The 18,829-nt window shown below is 52.0% G+C and carries 19 protein-coding genes and 1 riboswitch; of the genes, 10 read left to right on the forward strand and 9 right to left on the reverse strand.

Translation table 11 applies throughout. From position 1 onward, the window contains the following. Positions 1–133: 133 nt before the first annotated feature. From AC6CHM_RS06370 to AC6CHM_RS06380, 3 genes are all read right to left on the reverse strand, one after another. Positions 134–898, reverse strand: a complete 765-nt coding sequence (locus AC6CHM_RS06370) for an N-acetylmuramoyl-L-alanine amidase (protein ID WP_115052537.1) — start codon at positions 896–898, stop codon at positions 134–136. After that, complete coding sequence (locus tag AC6CHM_RS06375; protein ID WP_337354508.1) at positions 885–1,604, reverse strand: TerB family tellurite resistance protein; 720 nt, start codon at positions 1,602–1,604, stop codon at positions 885–887. Before AC6CHM_RS06375 ends, AC6CHM_RS06370 begins: the two co-directional genes overlap by 14 nt. Positions 1,605–1,725: 121 nt before the next feature. After that, positions 1,726–2,082: an antifreeze protein gene (locus AC6CHM_RS06380; RefSeq protein ID WP_115052535.1), complete on the reverse strand. Its 357-nt coding sequence runs from the start codon at positions 2,080–2,082 to the stop codon at positions 1,726–1,728. Between the two features lie 172 nt (positions 2,083–2,254). Here AC6CHM_RS06380 and AC6CHM_RS06385 point away from each other — a divergent pair, with 172 nt between their 5' ends. The 8 genes from AC6CHM_RS06385 to AC6CHM_RS06420 all read left to right on the forward strand — a co-directional run bounded on the left by AC6CHM_RS06385 (position 2,255) and on the right by AC6CHM_RS06420 (position 10,325). Beyond that, a complete protein-coding gene (locus tag AC6CHM_RS06385; RefSeq protein ID WP_498172419.1) occupies positions 2,255–2,755 on the forward strand; it encodes a GNAT family N-acetyltransferase in 501 nt (166 codons plus the stop codon). Positions 2,756–2,833: 78 nt separating this feature from the next. Then, positions 2,834–3,280: a MarR family transcriptional regulator gene (locus AC6CHM_RS06390; RefSeq protein WP_115052533.1), complete on the forward strand. Its 447-nt coding sequence runs from the start codon at positions 2,834–2,836 to the stop codon at positions 3,278–3,280. Between the two features lie 5 nt (positions 3,281–3,285). Beyond that, a complete protein-coding gene (locus tag AC6CHM_RS06395) occupies positions 3,286–4,929 on the forward strand; it encodes an MFS transporter (protein WP_370878723.1) in 1,644 nt (547 codons plus the stop codon). Positions 4,930–4,936: 7 nt separating this feature from the next. Next, complete coding sequence (locus AC6CHM_RS06400) at positions 4,937–5,977, forward strand: HlyD family secretion protein (protein WP_115052531.1); 1,041 nt, start codon at positions 4,937–4,939, stop codon at positions 5,975–5,977. Positions 5,978–6,143: 166 nt separating this feature from the next. Beyond that, positions 6,144–7,409: a BtaA family protein gene (locus tag AC6CHM_RS06405; protein WP_498172420.1), complete on the forward strand. Its 1,266-nt coding sequence runs from the start codon at positions 6,144–6,146 to the stop codon at positions 7,407–7,409. A gap of 3 nt (positions 7,410–7,412) precedes the next feature. Further along, positions 7,413–8,072, forward strand: a complete 660-nt coding sequence (locus tag AC6CHM_RS06410) for a class I SAM-dependent methyltransferase (protein WP_307279235.1) — start codon at positions 7,413–7,415, stop codon at positions 8,070–8,072. A gap of 108 nt (positions 8,073–8,180) precedes the next feature. After that, positions 8,181–8,999 (forward strand): glycoside hydrolase family 25 protein, encoded by an 819-nt coding sequence (locus tag AC6CHM_RS06415; RefSeq protein WP_498172422.1) that lies wholly within the window; start codon positions 8,181–8,183, stop codon positions 8,997–8,999. Positions 9,000–9,113: 114 nt separating this feature from the next. Continuing rightward, positions 9,114–10,325 carry a lytic murein transglycosylase gene (locus AC6CHM_RS06420; RefSeq protein WP_307279239.1) on the forward strand — a complete coding sequence of 404 codons (1,212 nt, stop codon included), beginning with the start codon at positions 9,114–9,116 and terminating at the stop codon, positions 10,323–10,325. Here AC6CHM_RS06420 and AC6CHM_RS06425 read toward each other — a convergent pair. After that, positions 10,320–11,555: an alanine racemase gene (locus AC6CHM_RS06425; protein ID WP_115052526.1), complete on the reverse strand. Its 1,236-nt coding sequence runs from the start codon at positions 11,553–11,555 to the stop codon at positions 10,320–10,322. The genes AC6CHM_RS06420 and AC6CHM_RS06425 overlap by 6 nt on opposite strands. A 179-nt stretch (positions 11,556–11,734) precedes the next feature. On the opposite strand from AC6CHM_RS06425, the gene AC6CHM_RS06430 reads away from it, so the two are divergent. Beyond that, entirely contained in the window at positions 11,735–12,631 is an 897-nt protein-coding gene (locus AC6CHM_RS06430; protein WP_337354781.1) for a DMT family transporter, read from the forward strand. Between the two features lie 493 nt (positions 12,632–13,124). Here the strand turns inward: AC6CHM_RS06430 and metF are convergent, their stop codons facing one another. After that, the gene (gene metF, locus AC6CHM_RS06435) at positions 13,125–14,051 is read right to left on the reverse strand and encodes a methylenetetrahydrofolate reductase [NAD(P)H] (RefSeq protein ID WP_115052525.1); all 927 of its coding nucleotides are present in this window, start codon (positions 14,049–14,051) and stop codon (positions 13,125–13,127) included. Next, positions 14,051–15,058 (reverse strand): ArsR/SmtB family transcription factor, encoded by a 1,008-nt coding sequence (locus tag AC6CHM_RS06440; protein ID WP_115052524.1) that lies wholly within the window; start codon positions 15,056–15,058, stop codon positions 14,051–14,053. Before AC6CHM_RS06440 ends, metF begins: the two co-directional genes overlap by 1 nt. A 128-nt stretch (positions 15,059–15,186) precedes the next feature. Here AC6CHM_RS06440 and AC6CHM_RS06445 point away from each other — a divergent pair, with 128 nt between their 5' ends. Beyond that, positions 15,187–15,504, forward strand: coding sequence for a DUF2293 domain-containing protein (locus AC6CHM_RS06445; protein ID WP_115052523.1), 318 nt, complete (start codon positions 15,187–15,189; stop codon positions 15,502–15,504). Here AC6CHM_RS06445 and bluB read toward each other — a convergent pair. From bluB to ettA, 3 genes are all read right to left on the reverse strand, one after another. Further along, positions 15,437–16,180: a 5,6-dimethylbenzimidazole synthase gene (bluB, locus tag AC6CHM_RS06450; RefSeq protein WP_498172423.1), complete on the reverse strand. Its 744-nt coding sequence runs from the start codon at positions 16,178–16,180 to the stop codon at positions 15,437–15,439. The two genes, AC6CHM_RS06445 and bluB, sit on opposite strands and share 68 nt — an antisense overlap. Positions 16,181–16,226: 46 nt before the next feature. Further along, positions 16,227–16,419: riboswitch (cobalamin riboswitch) on the reverse strand. A 26-nt stretch (positions 16,420–16,445) separates the two neighbouring features. Then, positions 16,446–17,054 carry an MOSC domain-containing protein gene (locus tag AC6CHM_RS06455; RefSeq protein WP_498172670.1) on the reverse strand — a complete coding sequence of 203 codons (609 nt, stop codon included), beginning with the start codon at positions 17,052–17,054 and terminating at the stop codon, positions 16,446–16,448. Positions 17,055–17,153: 99 nt separating this feature from the next. Next, entirely contained in the window at positions 17,154–18,803 is a 1,650-nt protein-coding gene (gene ettA / locus AC6CHM_RS06460) for an energy-dependent translational throttle protein EttA (protein WP_115052520.1), read from the reverse strand. Positions 18,804–18,829: the final 26 nt, after the last annotated feature.

Below are 18,829 nucleotides of genomic sequence, written 5' to 3' on the forward strand. Positions count from 1 at the left end.
CGAAACACTGGGCTAGGATGTGACGGCCCAATGCAGCCGAATATTGATACATCAAATAACTTTGTGTAACCCATTGTAATATATATGCTGCATCGCACAATTTCCCTCAGAAAAGGCTTTAACGTTCAATACGTTATGCTGACAATGCCGGGAGTGCAGAAAGTAGCTTGTGCAGCGTTTCAATGGTTGACATGTCCGCGACTCCGTCCACTTTTGCCGGCCGAAAGTGGCGCTGGAAGGCCAAAACACTCAATTCGGTCGCATTTCCGAAGACCCCATCAATAGGTACGCCGTAGCCATAAAGAGCCAGCATGGACTGCAAAGCCTCCACTGGCTGCCCTTGATCACCAGCAGAAAAGAACCGACCACCACGCACCGGAGCCGGATCGACCCAATGCCCCACGCCGGAATTAAATAGCACTGGCCAAGGGAATTTCTCGCCGGGGTCGATCTTGCGTGCAGGTGCGACATCTGAATGAGCAAGGACATTTTCAGGGCGAATTCCATTGCGCGAGATTATGCCTTTGCAAAGGTCGATAACCGCGTCGATCTGTTCGCCCGGAAACACCGGGAATCCAAGTAGCGGGCCGCCATTGACGATTTCAATCCCGATTGAGCAAGAATTAATATCCGTTTCGCCCTTCCACGAGCCCTTTCCGGCATGCCAGGCGCGCTCACTTTCGGAAACCAATTGCACGATCCTGCCGTCTTCATGCACGACATAATGCGCGGAAACTTCGCTTTCCGGGTTTGCCAGCCAGTTTTCGGCAGCTTCGCCCGTCTCCATGCCGGTATAATGCAGGATAAGAATATGCGGGCGCTTGCCATCCTTGCGGGGACCGAAATTTGGCGACGCGTGAACTGCCACGTTTAAATGATCGGGCTTAAACGCGTTCATATGCCTTCAGGTCTTTTTCGACTTTTTCCCAAGCCGCATTGATAGCCGCTATACGTTGATTGGCGATAGCTATGAATTCTTCCGGCACACCTCGGGCAATCAACATATCCGGATGATTTTCCCTAACCAGCGCGCGATACTGCTTGCGCGCAGTCTCAAAATTTACATTCCGCGCCAGACCCAAGACCAGATATGGGTCTGCCTGTCCACGCCCGACATGCCGCGCAAGGACACGGTCAAACTTTTCCTCATCAAGGGCAAAGATTTCCGCAACCGTGCCGAGAAATGTCAATTCCTTGTCGTGCAATGCGCCATCGGCCTTGGCAATATGGAAAAGCCCATCAAGAACATCTTCCAGCATTTGACAGTTCCGGTGACCGGAACCGCAAAGTGAAGCCAACTGCGTTGCGTAGGCCTCGTAACCCGCGACATCCTGCTTTGCCAGATTATATAATCTGGTGACTTGGTCCTGATACTGCTCAGGCACATGAAAAATGTCGTGGAACGCATTAACCTCGGCTTGCGATACAATGCCATCTGCCTTGGCCATTTTGGCCGACAAGGCAATCATTGCTATCGAAAACGCAACGCGTCGCCGCGTTTCGGGATCGCCTTCAAATGCGGTACGTACAGCCTCGATAATGCTGGAGAATGCATCGACTGCTGTGGTGGTGATGAAATCGCTGATGCGGCGCCAAATAGACATGGCTCTATTTTATTCAAAGTTTTTCGCAATTGCGAGAGAGATAATTATTCATCAAAACTGTTTGACATAGATGGGCGCAGGTACGGCAAACATGAGGCCTGCCGTACCTGCCAATTGAATTTTATTGAACGCCAAGCGCATCCTTGATGGCTTTTTCAGCTGCGTCGGCAGCGGCTTTAACCTGATCGGCTGTTTGTCCCGCCGCTTTTGCGGCTTCTTCAGCTGCCTTGCGGGCGGTTTCGACGGCAGCCTGCTTTTGCTCAGCAGTCATGGTTGCAGCCTGCTCTTTAATGGTCTTCATCGCGTCTTGAGCAGTCATTGGCTTTGCTGGTTCAACCGCTGTTGGAGCCGGCGCCGGTGCTGGAGCTGGTGCTTCAGTTGTAGCAGGTGGCGTTTCGGTCTTCTGCTCGCTTTCACCGCAGCCAGCCAAAGCAAACAACGATACAGCTGCCAAGGCGATAACAAATTTATTCTTCATGTGTTTTAATCCTCTCCTAGGTACTCAAGTGGCCCCTCGAATCCACTCTATCTGAAATAAGGCGGAATGGAGTTCTATTTTCATTTTCATTCAACTCTTATGTGGATATCTCTTTGTAAACATGGCGACATTCGTCATCTGCCTGTCATGATGTGATATTTGGAGTCCGAATATGAATATTTCGATCCGGGTATTGAACAGGAAGGATGCAGAGCAATTCCAGCGACTGCGCTTACATGGATTGCAAGCGGCGCCGGAAGCATTCGGCTCAAGCTATGAAGAAGAGGCCGATCTCGACATGGCCGAAATTCGCTGCCGCCTTGACGCTCTGCCAAACGCCGTTTTCGGTGCATTTGCTGAAGGTGAACTGATCGGCGTTGCAGGCTTTGCCGCAAACTCCAAGACAAAGCAAAACCACAAGGGTTTGCTTTGGGGTGTTTATGTGGATGAGAGATGGCGCGGGCATCAGCTCGGAAAAAGACTGACGCTGGCAGTTATCGATTACGCTCGAAATCACGTTGATACATTACACGCGACCGTCATGGCTGCCAATATTACAGCCCGCACGCTCTATCTCAGCTTGGGTTTTGAGGTGTTCGGCGTGGAGAAGGATGCCCTGCGTATCGACGGCAAATCTTATACGGACGAACTCCTGCGTCTCGATCTACGCTAACACGACCTTGAAATCCAATCCGTTTGGAGTTATATCGCACATTAATAATTAGCAACCTACTTATTATACGGCTATCTTATGGCACATCGTGGCTTACATTTCATTTTTGTGGACGAATTGGGCAGAGCCAGCCGAAAGCTGCGCACGCATTTTGATTCGCGTGTGAAAGAATTAGGACTGACACAAGCCAGAGCGCGGACATTGTTGCTGCTCGACAGGCTTGCAGTGCTCAATCAAAAGGAGCTTGCAGAAGAGCTGGATATAGAAACACCCACCATGGTGCGCTTGCTTGACGGTCTTGAGAGTCAGGGATTCATTCAACGCAAAGAGGCAGAAGGGGACCGGCGCGCCAAGGAAATTCACATCACAGTGACCGGCAGGACATTAGCAAAAAAGGTCAATGATCTTGCCCAAAAGCTGCGCGCTGATGTCCTGGCGGGTATCGAGAGCGAAGACCTGCAGAACACAATAGATGTCCTTCGGTCAATTAACCGCAATATCAACGAACTCGACGAGAGGGACTGAGCCACATGCTCCCCGAAGCTGAGTTTGTCGGTTATGATCCGATCAAAACTGCACCGCCTCCCCCTGCGGCGCCCGTTCCTATGCATCCGCTCCGCTCGGCTGCCTATATTGGCGCGTCAACTCTGCTATCGATGACGCAGGGCCTTGGAATGAATCTGATCGCTACAAATATCCCGCAGATTCAGGGCTATCTCGGTGCAACAAACACCGAAACCACCTGGCTGATCGCTGCCTATATGGCACCCAATGTCAGCCTGTCGATTGCACTTATCAAGATCAGAAATCAGTATGGCTTGCGAAATTTTGCCCAGTTAAGCTTGGCAATTTTCGTGCTTGTATCGCTGCTGCATCTGGTGGTCACAGATTTGCAATCGGCCATCATCATTCGTTTTGTCAGCGGCATTGCCGCAGCTCCATTGTCGAGTCTTGCCTTCCTTTACATGCTTGAGGCGTTCACACCGGCGCGCAAGATGACAATAGCCATATGTCTGGTGCTAACGAATATATCGCTGGCCTCGCCTCTGGCTCGCCTGCTTTCGCCCACGCTGTTGGATATCGGCCAGTGGGGCGGATTATATACGTTCGAAATTTCTCTCGCCCTTATCGCATTTGGCGTTATCTATCTTCTCCCTCTGACACCCATACCAAGGGCAAAGGTCATCGAGAAATTGGATATTATCAGCTATCTTTTGATAGCCATCGGTTTCGGTTGTATCGCCGTGACGCTCGTTACCGGTAGGCTTTATTGGTGGTTTGAAGCCCCTTGGCTTGGTGTGCTTCTGGCTATTGCAGTCGTCACCATTACGGCTGCGGTCATTATTGAGCTCAACCGGGAAAAACCCCTCCTCGATATCCGCTGGATTGCCAGCAAGGAGATCGTTCATTTCGCCGGAACAATTCTGCTTTTCAGGCTTGTCGTCTCCGAACAATCAACTGTCGCCAATAATTTCTTTCAAAATCTGGGCCTGTTAAACGATCAAATCAGCATGATCTATATGGTCTCCATGGCGGCAATGATTGTAGCGGGCCTCTCATGTGCCGCAGTGATGACACCCGAAAGAGTGCCTGCGATCCATGCCGTTGCCTTGATGTTTCTTATTGCCGGCTCCTATATGGACAGCCAATCAACGAACCTCACGCGCCCAGCGCAAATGTATGCGAGTCAAGCTTGCATAGCCGCTGCCACAGCTCTCTTCTTGCCGCCAGCCATGTCCGTCGGGCTAAGTTCAGCGTTGAAACGCGGGCCAAACTACATTCTCAGTTTCATTATCGTGTTTCTAGCCACACAAAGTCTTGGGGGGCTTTTCGGGCAAGCGGTTTTCGGTACGTTCATAACGATACGCGAAAAATTCCATTCCAATATCCTGGCAGAAAGCATTGTCCTATCTAATCCGCTTGTGGTTCAGCGTGTTGGGCAACTGACAGCGGGTTATAGCCGATCGATTACCGACGGCACCCTGTTAAACGCAGAAGGAATAGCGCTGCTTTCCCAACAAACGACGCGTGAAGCCAATATCCTCGCCTATAATGATGCGTTTCTGCTCATTGCCGGTATTTCGCTTTTCGCGCTCATTATTCTTTTAACGCACGTCTCCCTGCGCGCACTTTTCCGCAACCGGGAAACCGTTCTCGCCATTCAAACGAGTTGATCAGATGATGTCTAAATATATGCGCCATTCGGCAACGATAATTGCCATCCTTATTGGAATTTCCGGGCTCGTGCTTGTGCTTTATGCCTGGCGCCTGCCACCATTTCAGAGCGATATCGAGATAACAGAAAATGCCTATGTGAAGGGCTATGTCACTCTGATTAGTCCGCAGTTGAGCGGCTATATCGTTGATGTTCCGGTTCAGGATTATAACAAGGTCAAACAGGGCCAACTTCTGGCCAAAATTGACGACCGGATTTTTGCGCAAAAACTGGATCAGGCAAAAGCGACTCTCGCCAGTCAGCAAGCCGCTCTTGACAACTCAACACAGCAGCAACGTGCCGCCGAGGCACGCATTGGATCCAGCCAGGCACAACTCGACAGCGCCGAGGCTGTATTGCGGCGAGCACAAGCCAATTGGGCCCGCATCGAGCCATTGGCCCGTCAGGGTGTTTTGACAAAGAGTGACGCAGAGCAAAGTGAAACAGCATTGGAGCAAGCCCAGGCATCTGTAACTCAGGCCAAAGCAGCACTGGAAGTGTCCAATCAGGATCTTGAAACCATTAAGGTCAGTCGCGGTTCGTTGGAAGCAGCAGTCGCAGGCGCAAAGGCAGCCGTTGAACTGGCTGATATCGATTTGTCGAACACTAAAATTGTAGCTCCACGGGATGGCACTCTTGGCGAAGTTGGTGTCAAGCTCGGCCAATATGTCAGTGCCGGAACGCAGCTCATGGCAATTGTCCCCAGCGACGTCTGGATTATCGCAAACTTCAAGGAAACGCAGCTTAGCAATATTGCACTGGGGCAGCCGATCACGTTCACAGTCGACGCTCTCAATCGCAAAAGACTGTCCGGCAAGGTTGAACGATTTGCACCGGCAGCCGGCTCTGAATTCAGCGTAATCAAACCTGACAACGCCACCGGAAATTTTACAAAGGTCGCGCAACGTATCTCTGTACGCATATCAGTCGATCCCGGACAGGACCTGGCACAATATCTCGCCCCCGGAATGTCGGTGGTGGTACGAACTGAACCGCCCCAACGCTGACAGCGTCAGCACAAGGCGGAAGAATCAGATTCGAAAACCAATACTTATCAATAAAATTTGAATCAAATTGTCATCAGCTTCATCCATTACGTCACAGCGGCGTCACCAACTTGTTACATGCGGGTGCTAGGCGAGCAGGAATTTCCAATAAAGGGGATTCGTTTGGATGCCAGTTGCTCGACAGTCTGCAAATACGCCGCCTCCTCGCTCGCATATCGGCAATGAAAAACTGAACAGGGCTGTTCGGCAAAACCGGCTTCTATCACGCGCCGGATTGTCTGAAAGACTATTTGCTCACGTTTTCAAGGGACTGGTCTATCCGCAAATATGGGAAGATCCGGAAGTTGATATGGAGGCCCTGCAGATTGGTGCCGGTCATCGAATTGTTACGATTGCATCCGGCGGCTGTAATGCCATGTCCTATTTGACGGCTGATCCTGCCAGTGTTGAAGCCGTTGATCTCAATACGGCTCACGTTGCCTTCAACCGCCTCAAGCTTGCTGCTGTCGTCAATCTTCCCAATTACGATGCCTTTTATCGGTTCTATGGAACTGCCGACAGCAAATCCAATCTAACGGCCTATGAACGCTTCATCCGGCCGCACCTTGATGCAACCAGCCGCTCCTATTGGGAGAAGCGGATGGTGTCCGGCCGGCGGCGTATCTCCATTTTTTCGCGCGACCTTTACCGCCATGGCCTGCTTGGCCTGTTTATCGGCATGGGGCATCGCGTTGCCAGACTCTACGGTATTGACCCGCGCGATATTCTGAAGGCATCGACACTTGCCGAACAACGGGTTTATTTCGACACCGCCCTCGCCCCGCTCTTTGACAAACGTATGATCCGCTGGGCGACCGCACGGAAGTCTTCGCTTTTTGGCCTCGGAATTCCACCACAGCAGTATGATGCCCTTGCAACTGCAGGAAACGGCGATATGGCTGAGGTATTGCGTGGGCGCCTTGAAAAACTCGCCTGCGGTTTTCCGCTTTCAGAAAACTATTTTGCTTGGCAAGCCTTTGGCCGCGGCTATAGCGACAATGCGGAGACCGGTCCGCTACCGCCTTATTTATCCCGCAACAATTTTGCGGCAGTGCGTGAACGTGCCGGCCGAATGAGCGTCGTCAATGCGTCCTACACGGAGTTTCTGAGCGCAAAGCCTGAAAATTCAGTGGATCGCTTCATATTGCTGGATGCTCAAGACTGGATGAACGATACGCAGCTCAATGAGCTTTGGACTGAAATTACCCGCACAGCCGCTCCCGGCGCGCGGGTAATCTTCCGCACAGCCGCCGAGCCCTCTCTTTTGCCGGGCCGTGTCGATGACGCAACGCTAGCGCAGTGGGAATACAAGGAAGATCAGTCGAAAACGCTTCATGCGCGCGACCGATCTTCTATTTATGGCGGATTTCATTTGTACACATTCCGAGGCTGAATCATGTTTACGAAGATCGAACATGGTCCTCTTATGGATCGCGTCTATCGGCATCAACGCCATTTCTACGATGTAACACGTAAATATTATCTGCTGGGCCGCGACCCCATGATTGCCGGTCTCAATCCGCCAGAACGCGGCTCGATCCTCGAGATTGGATGCGGAACAGGCCGGAATTTGATTCTTGCTGGCGAGGCTTATCCAAAGACTTCCCTCTACGGCATTGATATTTCGAACGAAATGCTCGCAACCGCGCATAAGAAAATAGAGATAGCCGGTCTTGGTAAGCGGGCCAAGCTCGCCTATGCAGACGCAGCCGACTTTAATCCCCAAGCTCTTTTCGCGCGTCGGCATTTTGACCGAATTTTTATCTCCTACGCCGTTTCAATGATCCCGCAATGGCAGTTGGTAATGCATGAAGCGGTCAGCCACCTTGCTCCGCACGGCTCTCTTCATATTGTTGACTTCGGTGATCTGGCCGATCTGCCGTCCGTTTCCCGCAAAGCACTCTATAAGTGGCTGGACTGGTATCATGTCACGCCGCGCAATGATCTGTTCGATATTGCCGAATCCATTGCATTGAAAAACAATGCCACAGTGCAGAAACAACGGCTTTATCGCGGATTTGCCTGGATAACGACTATACGCCGGAACGGTATGTAATTTCGATCCCACGTGGGTCAGCGCGACCGCTCATGATCTGTTAAGCATAATAGTGCATCTGTAAGATCGCACCAATGCCGAACAATGATCTAGCCGCGGAAATTTTATATGAAACGTCTTGCAGCCGCTTTGATGACACTCGTTTTAACCGGCTGTACGACCGTCGATTATAATTTTGAGGACGCCAGGAAACCCTCCGCGACACGCCAGATGGATGCGCCCTCCGGCAATGTCAAGGCACCGCGCTACGGTGATAGCGATCCACATGAATGGACCGGAAAAACACCTTGGCATTATCCGATACACGGCACGGACGTTTCCAAATATCAATCCACCATAAACTGGCAGACTGCACGCTCGAGCCGCATCTCTTTTGCCTTTATCAAGGCCACGGAAGGTGGTGACCGGGTCGATGACCGCTTTGCAGAAAATTGGGCAGCAGCAAGAGCTGCAGGTGTTCCGCGTGGTGCTTACCATTTTTACTATTTCTGCCGCTCTGCCGCCGATCAGGCCCGTTGGTTCATCCGCAATGTGCCGAATGACCCGGGTGCCCTGCCGCCAGTACTGGATATGGAATGGAACGCCGCATCACCCACCTGCAAGCTGAGACCGAATGCAGCAATTGTTCGCAGCGAGATGCGCACCTTCATTGACATCGTACAGCGTCACTACGGCAAGCGCCCCATCATTTATACCACTGTCGATTTCTTTGATGACAATGATTTGCGCCAACTCGCCGATTATCCTTTCTGGCTTCGCTCGGTTGCGGGGCATCCTGATGAGAAATATGGACCGCATCCTTGGACCTTCTGGCAATATACCGGAACGGGTTCCATCCCCGGCATACGCGGAGATGCCGATATCAATGTTTTTGCCGGCAGCGAAAGCGCATGGAAACAGTGGCTGGCGCGCAACAAGGTTCGATAAAGCTTTGAGTCGAACAGTTCTCTCTATTCTGTGACTTCACCTGACGACGGTTATCGTGCATTAGCAGGGAAAGTGTGCGTGCCTTGGCGCGCCCGTCATCAACGAGATTTCCCAATGAATAAAATATCGATCGCCATCGCCGCAAGTCTGCTTACCATTTCCAGTGCTCAAGCTCTGGATCAGGTTGCACCAGCTCAACCTGTTGTCGCCAAACCCGCCTGTGGAGGCGAACTTGAACCCTGGTTCAATGGCTTGATCGCCGAAGCAAAGGCAGCGGGTGTCAGCGATAAAGGCATCAGCGAGCTTTTCAAGGCTTCGATGGACGACAAGGTTTTGGAACGCGACCGTGCGCAGGGCGTTTTCAGCCAGACATTTTTGACGTTTTCATCTCGCATGGTTGCTGATTACCGCCTGAAGCAGGGCGCAGCCAATCTGAAGAAATATGCCGATACTTTTGCCAAAGCCGAGGCCGAATATGGTGTCCCCGGTCCTGTGATTTCGGCCTTTTGGGGCCTCGAGACGGATTTTGGTGCCGTCCAGGGCGATTTCGATACGCTGAATGCCCTTCTGACGCTATCCTTCGACTGCCGTAGGCCTGAACTTTTCCGCCCGCAATTGATTGCACTGCTCAAGCTATTTGACAGCGGCGTTGTTGATGCAAAGACGACCGGTGCGTGGGCTGGCGAAATTGGCCAAATGCAGATGTTGCCGACCGATTATCTTGAGCGTGGCGTTGATGGCGACGGTGATGGCAAGGTTGACCTGAAAGGCTCCGCACCCGATGCGATCATGACCGCCGCCCGTGTTATGCGCGATCTTGGCTGGCGCAAAGGCGAGCCATGGCTCGAAGAGGTCAAACTCACCAAAGAACTCCCATGGGAGAACGCCATCCGCACCAATCGTCTGCCACACTCCAAATGGGCTGAATGGGGTGTAACCGGCCTAAAGGGGCCGCTTGGCCCGGATGATGGCGACGCATCGCTATTATTGCCGATGGGCCGAAAGGGTCCAGCTTTCCTTTCCTATTCAAACTTCGATATCTTTGTAGAATGGAATAAGTCCATCATCTACGCGACCACGGCCGCTTATTTCGCTACGCGGCTGGCAGGGGCAGGCCCGTTGGAGCAGACAACGCCCGAACAGGGACTCAACCCTGAACAGATGAAAGAACTGCAGAACAAGCTGGCAGCGCGCGGCCACGATATGGGCCCGAAAATTGATGGCGTGTTCGGCATTCTTACCCGCGACGCCGTCCGCGAGGAACAAATGCGGCTAGGCCTGCCAGCCGATTCCTGGCCAACACCGGAACTTCTGAACAAGCTATAGGTCTTGTGAGGCGTATTCCATCGTCTCCAGCGAAGCAAACCCTTCCGGCCGTCCGCCCGCCTCAAACGGTGTTTCCACCTCGACAAATGTATCGGGGTAGAAACCGTTAAACCGGGTACGCAACGACAGAGAATAGGCACCGATATTGCCAATCTCGATCCAGTCGCCGGTATCCACGGTTTCCGGCAGCCAGAATGGGCGGGACAAAATATCAACGGAATCGCAAGTTGCCCCGCAAACACGGAAAGGCACAATCGTTTCAGGATTGCCATTGCGATGTTTCTTGGCAGGGTCTGGGATAAACCGGGCTGGCAAAGTGATTTTTCCAGTCCAGGAATCCGAAAGCGATGCCCAGATACCATCATTGATGTAAAGCCGTCTGCCTTTGCGCAGAAGCACTCGAACAATCAGCGAAAAGGCCCGCGCAACAATAACCCGTCCGGGTTCGGCAACCAGCGGCAAATCTCCAAAACCATATTCATTGATATCGCCGCGCAAACGCGACATTAATTGCCCGAGCGAGGGCATTTCGACCTGTTTGCGCTTGGGATCATGACCATACTCGGCCGGGAAACCACCGCCCACATCAAGCCCTGCCAATGTCACTCCTGCGCGATTTCTGACCCAATCGGCAGCGCGCAATGCGCGTTCGTAGGTATCGGGATCTTCAATCTGACTGCCAACATGGAAGCAAAGGCCGACTTTGTAGCCAATTTTTTCTGAACGCTGCAGCAATTCCACGGCATGGGCCGGAGCAGCACCGAATTTCTTTGAAAGCTCGTATGCTGCATGTCCCTTTGTCTGCAACCGAATGTAGAGAGTTATGCTGCCCGGATCGATATCCAAAGCCCGCACAATGCGGGTCACCTTGGCGATCTCATCTTCATGGTCTACGGCAAGGATGCGGATACCATAGGTTTCAAGAGCCAGACGGATGTCCGATTGCGCTTTGATCGGATGCATGTAGAGCATATGCGCATTGGGTGCCACTTTTCGAACAGCTGCGAACTCCCCCGGCGAGGCCACGTCAAATGTATTGATGCCGTTACGGGCGAGTGTTTCCAGCACCAGATTTTCACCATTGGTTTTAACCGCATAAGCGGTCTCGCCAGGAAACATCTTCATGAAGTTATGAGCGTCCTCGATGAGGACCTGAGGCCTGAAGCAATAAACCGGTTGATCCGGGCGCAATTCAAGCGCTGCATCACGGGCGGTGGCGAATCGTTGCATCTGTGTGTCTTGCGTCATTCCAGACTCTTAGCAAGGGAAAGTGACGGATGAAAGTCGCGACTTGTTGCAAGAATCGGGTGGCGACTCGCCATAAAATGGCTAAGGATTTGCAATCTGCTTACCATGAAAGGGTAATTGCCGTGTCCGTAGCTGATGCCAAAGTGCCGCCGACCCTTTCCATGTCCGGATTTGTCTGGCTGCAATTGCTGTTGTTAGGTGCTATTTGGGGTGGATCATTCTTCTTCGCGCGCATCGCTGTACAAGTCGTTCCACCCCTCACGCTGGTGTTGTTTCGCGTTGTCATAGCAGCCCTGGCGCTGCATATTTATCTTGGAAGCCGCGGTGTTAATTTCTGGGACTATCGTCGCCACGCGCTCGGTTTTGCCGGACTCGGCCTGTTGAACAATGTCATTCCCTTTTCTTTGCTTTTCATCGGGCAAACAGCGCTAGGTGCTGGTCTTGCCTCTATCTTCAATGCAACGACCCCTATCTGGACGGTCATATTGGCGACCATACTGACCGCCGACGAAAAGGTTACGGCAGCCAAGCTTGCCGGCATTTTCATGGGTATCGTGGGTATTGTGGTCATGATCGGGCCTGGAATTTTGACTGGCCTTGGCGGGCCGCTATGGGCCGAGCTTGCTGTCATAACCGCAACTATATCCTACGCCTTCGCGAGCATCCTGGCCAAACGCTTTAAAGGCATCCCGCCAACAGTAACGGCAACCGGACAGATGACAGCATCCACTCTTATCATGATCCCTGTCGTACTCCTCCATGACGGCATGCCGCATTTGGATGGGATTAGCCTGGGCGTCTGGTCCGCCATTCTCGGATTGGGGCTGCTATCGACAGCTTTCGCCTATATCCTGTTCTTTTCAATCGTGAAAGCTTCGGGAGCAACCAATGCCTCCCTCGTCACCCTGATTGTTCCGGTCAGCGCCGTTTTACTTGGAACAATTTTTCTTAGCGAGAAACTGGCGGTGCAAGACATTGCCGGAATGGCCCTCATCGCTTTGGGTCTGCTGATCATTGATGGCCGTATTCTAGCGCTTTCCAGAAAGCCGAATAGATAGAATTGTCATAAAATTTCTGTAGTTAGCCCGAAACTCCAAGGCTTAATCCTGTTCGAAATGTGGCAAAGCAACACGCTAACGAGAACTGCGATAATTTTATTGCACTGCAAAATTTTACCGCCAGCAAAGAATTTTTTCGATTTTTTCGACATTTTCAAACGTTTAAATACGTTTAGTTTCAAAAACTTATCGTTGCTGTAGAAAAAATTTCTACACTCTTTGTCATCGTTCGGTAATATTTGGGCTTTTTCTGTGGCGAATTTGCGCTATGTTATGGGGGTTAACTGCAGGAGACAAGCGATGGGACTAACTCGATCGATGAATGTCCTTATGATCTGTGCAGCGTTCGCATTTATTGGTGCAATGGTCGTAGGACTGATACCTTGAATTGAAATATGAGCGCTACGGATATGGTCTCTGACCGTTAAGTGAGTGAAACAAAAGAAACGGCCCGGTTATAGCAACCGGGCCGTTTCACTTTTACAAGCTGTTATCAAGCTGCCGCACCGGCCAGATTGGATTGGAGTGCTACAGCTTCCGGACGAATACCGATGAGATGACAGATCGCAAAGGCGAGATCAGCCCTGTTCATCGTGTAAAAATGGAAATCCTGCACGCCACGTTCGACCAGATCAAGAACCTGTTCCGCTGCGACGGCTGAAGCTACCAGAGCATGAGTCTGCTCGTCATTCTGCAATCCATCAAACCGCTCTGCCAACCATGTAGGTATGTGAGTACCAGCTTTGGAGCAGAAATTGGTAACCTGGGTGAAATTATGGATTGGAAGTATGCCAGGCAAAATCGGAATATAGATTCCGGCACGACGCACCTTTTCAACATAGCGCTCATATTGGTCGTTCTCGAAGAAGAACTGCGTGATGGCACGCGTCGCGCCATTATCGACCTTGCGCTTCAACATATCGATGTCGGTAGCAAAATCCGGGCTCTCGGGATGCTTTTCGGGATATGCAGACACCGAAATATCGAAGTCAGCGAAAGCTTTCAATCCAGCGACAAGTTCGGCACCGTTTTCATACCCACCCGGTGTCGGTTTGTAATGAGCACCTACGCCGCTTGCCGGATCGCCGCGCAAGGCGACAAAGCGATTGACACCCATGGCGGCAAATTCGCGGATTACCGTGTCCACCTCTTCCTTCGTGGCATCAACACAGGTTAAATGTGCCGCTGCATTCACATCGGTTTCGGTTAAGATGCGCTTGATCGTGCGGGCTGTGCGTTCACGAGTTGAGCCACCTGCCCCATATGTCACAGAGACAAATTCGGGATTAAGCGGAGCCAGACGCGTTACAGTCTCCCAGAGACGCTCTTCCATCACCTCGGTCTTTGGCGGGAAGAACTCGAATGAAACCTTGATATTGCTACCAAGATCGGCACGGCGGGATTGGCGGAAAAAACTCATTAGACACTCTCCGTAACGCGGGAGGTTGAAACAGGATCGGCAATTAGCAAGCGTGGGTCGCGTGCCAGCCACAATTTAACAGTCAGTTTGTCTTTATCTTTTGGTTGTAATTCCATGCTCTGTTCCAGCGTCAGTCCGGCTTCCGTCAGCCAGTCTTTAATCTGTCCATCATGAAAACCGAGGCGCAAATGGGCATGTCTGTCGCGTAGAAATTCAAGTTCGTGTGGAGCAAAATCGACGATCAACATTCGGCCGGAAGGACGCAAGGCACGTGCAGCTTCACGAATGGCCTCGGCCGGATTATCAAGGAAGTGCAAGACCTGATGGATTGTCACCAGATCGAAAGACTCTCTGTCTACCGGCAAGGAATAGACGTCACCTTGACGGACTTGCGCGTTGGCAATGCCGGACTTCTCAAGATTTGACCGGGCAATCGTCAACATGTCGCGATTGATATCGATACCGACACCGCGCAAGTAGAGCGGAGCAAAGAGCTCAAGCAGGCGCCCGGTACCCGTACCGACGTCGAGCATCGCTTGAAACGGTCTTGCACCTATGATCTTGGTAAGGGCCTCTTCCACAGCGCCGTCTGGAACATGCAACGAGCGGATAGCATCCCAGCTTGAAGCATTCGCGCTAAAATAGGCAGCCGCACGTTCACGGCGCTGAAGCTTCACAGAGGAAAGACGTTCAAGGTCACGCTCCAGCAGGGGATCAGAACAATCCAGGCGATCTAGCAGGGAACGGGCAATATCTCCCACAATCAATGATTCCGCCAAACGGAAATAGGCCCAGGAGCCTTCCTGATAGCGGTTGATAAGACTTGCCTCAAAGAGCAATTTCAGATGTCGTGACACTCGCGGCTGAGATTGTCCTAAAATGGATGTGAGGTCGGAAACAGTTAGATCACCACGCGACAACAAAGCAAGAATGCGTAGCCGACTAGGCTCAGCTGCCGCTTTCAACGTATCAACCATCAGGTCGAGATTAAGATTGTGCCTGTCCATAACCAATCCTCAAAAGACATAAAGATATGTTTATGTCATGAGGCGACGATTGGCAAGAGGTTTTTGCCATTGACGACAATTTCTGCCGCGTCTGAAATAGGCGCCAGAATCAAATTAGAAAGACATCAATGAGTGCAGGAACGAACCGTCAGCGTTCAATCAACAAAGCGCTGACCTTGCTTTTACCCGCCGTTCCCTATTCCGATTCGGAACCAATACGCGCGGCCGCAGGTGCGCCCCACATGAAGACCTTGCCGCCGCCGATTGCCGTATGGTTGGCCGCTATTGCCCATGTGCGGCATCAACATACAGACTATGATGCGCTGCGCGACGAAGGCTATGACAAAGAGTCCGCTCGTTTCTTCGTGCTTGATGCGATTAATCGCAAACTGACGGAATGGCGGGCAACACGTCTTCTGGATCCGGATGAGGAAGATCTGAGCTGAGCTGGCCCCAGCCTTCTTCAAAAATAAGGTCCTGTAATTGGATTCTTTTGCGCCAGCCCTTTTTTTCCAGCTCCGGTGCATCAAAAAGCTCGTCGACATAGCCCAGGCATAGATAGGCAACAATCTCAACGTGATCCGGAATACCTAATATTTGGCGCATGTCATTGTCGTGATAGATGCTCACCCAGCCAACGCCAATACCTTCAGCACGGGCAGCAAGCCACAAATTTTGGACTGCACAAACGGTGCTATAGACATCCATCTGGCGGTTGTGGGTGCGACCGAGCACGACCGTTCCACCGCGTGTCCGGTCGCAGGTGATGCATAAATTGACCGGCGCTTTAAGGATGCCTTCCAATTTGAGAGAGGCATACAGCGCCCGGCGTTCATCTTGAAACAGGGCCTTGGCTTCCTCGTTGGCTTTGGCGAAAGCGCGGTGCACTTGCCTCTTGCGGGCCATATCGCGAATTGTGATGAAGTTCCAAGGCTGCATGAAGCCTACAGATGGAGCATGGTGCGCCGCATCGAGCAATCGCATCAAAACATCATAGGCGATCGGTTTTGACAAAAACTGATCGCGGACGTCTCGCCGGGTATAAATCGCCTTATAAACGGCCGCACGCTCATCGTCAGTAAAATCACCCGCTGGAACCGGACTATCAAAAGCTTCGTGCATTGTTTGCTCCTAACAACGCTTGAGGCCCTCGCCGCCGTCCGCGCAGCTTGGGCTATGGGGTCCGGCCGGTCTTCTGACTTGGGTTCAGCTGAACCGTGCGCCTTCCTGTGGCCTCTCGGCCACCGTGGCATAATGCACGGTCATTCCCCTTACAGCGCTGGGCACGTGCCGGATTTTCACCGGCTTCCCGATTCTCCGCAATCGTCTAAATTGCTGGCACCGGACCTGTTTTCTATTCGCCATGAAAAGGCACTTGGCGCAAGCCTTAGACCCTGTAAATCCACTGTTCGGGAATACGAATATCAACTTTTTCACCGGCGCGTATGATCCCGGGCTTTTCAACCCAAGCGACGATACCCCGCGAGCGCTTGGACACGCGTACAAAATCCAATGCAGTGGTGGTTTCGTCAGGAGTACCCGCATGCGAAGCAATAGAACGACCAGCAATCTTGCAGGGCGCATTCTGTCCATCGACTTTCAACGTCACGCCACCTTCAAAAAACATCAGCGATCTGGGTGGTAGCATCGAAAGGGATGGAATACCGGAAATCACCATGTTTCCACCGATCCATTCAGCTTTCAGCTGAGGCAAGCCCATGCCTGCTGCGATCTCGTCAAGCTCGTCGGCACTTAGAATGGAAAGGTGGCGTTCGTTGCGCATCTCGGTGCCACGCGGATACCAAGGCTCACGTCCGCCAGAGCGACGCGTCTGACCCGCGTGAAAGTCACCGACAATACCGTCAAAAGTCAGTTCCAGTGAATCTGTTGGAGAAGTGACAAAATCCCTGTCGAGTGCCTCAAATAGCCCGATCACACGACCACTGACCTTACGCGAAGGGACTATTTCGTCACGATTAACGAACAGGTCAGTCATCATTTGCTCCAAAGAGTTCCCTGCTTTAGAAAAGCGGCAAATTATCTGGCGATTACACCAGCAAAGACAACGGGGAACCTTGCGGTTCCCCACCTATACTTAGCGTGTCAGAGGCTTGTAGCTTGGACGCTTTGGATTGACGCTATCGGGACCGAGACGACGAATCTTGTCGTTTTCATAATCTTCGAAATTGCCTTCAAACCATTCGACATGGCTATCGCCTTCGAAAGCCAGGATATGCGTCGCGAGACGGTCAAGGAACATGCGATCATGGCTGATGATCACGGCGCAACCTGCATATTTTTCCAAGGCATCTTCAAGTGCTGCCAAGGTTTCCGTGTCCAGATCATTTGTCGGTTCGTCGAGGAGCAGAACATTGCCACCGGACTGAAGCATCTTGGCCAGATGCACGCGGTTACGCTGACCACCAGAAAGATTTCCAACTTTCTGCTGCTGGTCGGTACCCTTGAAGTTGAATGCTGAAACATAAGCGCGGGAGTTCATCTCATGCTTGCCAAGCTTGATGATGTCAGTCCCGCCGGAAATTTCTTCCCAGACATTCTTGTCGGCTTTCAGGTGATCGCGACTCTGATCGACATATCCGAGGTTAACAGTCTCGCCGACGCGAATAGTGCCGGAATCCGGCTTTTCCTGACCGGTGATCATCTTGAACAGAGTGGTTTTACCCGCACCGTTCGGACCAATAATGCCAACAATACCGCCGGGTGGCAGTTTGAAAGTCAGGTTTTCGATCAGCACACGATCACCGAAAGACTTGGTGAGATTTTCGGCTTCGATAACCACCTGACCCAGCCGTTCACCCGCCGGTATCAGAATCTGGGCATCGCCGGGGCGCTGGTCGTTAGCGGCGTCAACGAGCGCATCATAGGCCTTGATACGCGCCTTCGATTTTGCCTGACGTGCTTTCGGGCTGGCGGAAATCCACTCGCGTTCGCGCTCGAGAGCTTTCTGACGGGAGTCATCTTCACGGCCTTCCTGCAGCATGCGCTTGGACTTGGCACCAAGATAGGCAGAGTAATTGCCTTCATAAGCAATGCCGCGCCCACGGTCGAGTTCGAGAATCCAGCCGGTCACATTGTCTAGGAAGTAGCGATCATGCGTAATCAGAAGCACGGAGCCCTTATATTCGCGCAGATGTTTTTCAAGCCAGGCGGTCGTTTCAGCGTCCAAATGGTTGGTCGGTTCGTCGAGCAGAAGAAGATCAGGCTGCGACAGCAGCAAGCGGCACAAAGCAACACGGCGGCGCTCACCACCGGAAAGATTGGTTACTTCGCTGTCGCCGGGTGGGCAACGAAGTGCTTCCATCGCCATCTCAACTTGCGATTCAAGGTCCCAGAGGTTTTGAGAATCGATGACATCCTGTAACTTGGCGCCTTCATCGGCGGTCTCGTCGGAGTAATTCATCATCAATTCATTGTAGCGATCGAGAATGGCCTTCTTGTCGGCTACGCCATCCATGACATTGCCCATAACGTCCTTGGCTGGATCCAAATAAGGTTCCTGCGCCAGATAGCCAACGGTAGCGCCATCCGCCAACCAAGCCTCGCCTGTATATTCCTTATCCAGACCAGCCATGATTTTCAGAACTGTAGACTTACCGGCGCCATTTGGACCCAGAATACCAATCTTGGCGTCTGGGTAGAAGGACAAGTTGATATTCTCAAGAACCTTCTTGGTTCCATATGCCTTGTTCAGGCCGGACATGTGATAGATGAATTGGCGTGCCATAACGCGCGTCACTCCGATGCTCGGGA

The sequence above is a fragment of the Phyllobacterium sp. GQ127 genome (genome assembly GCF_059758635.1).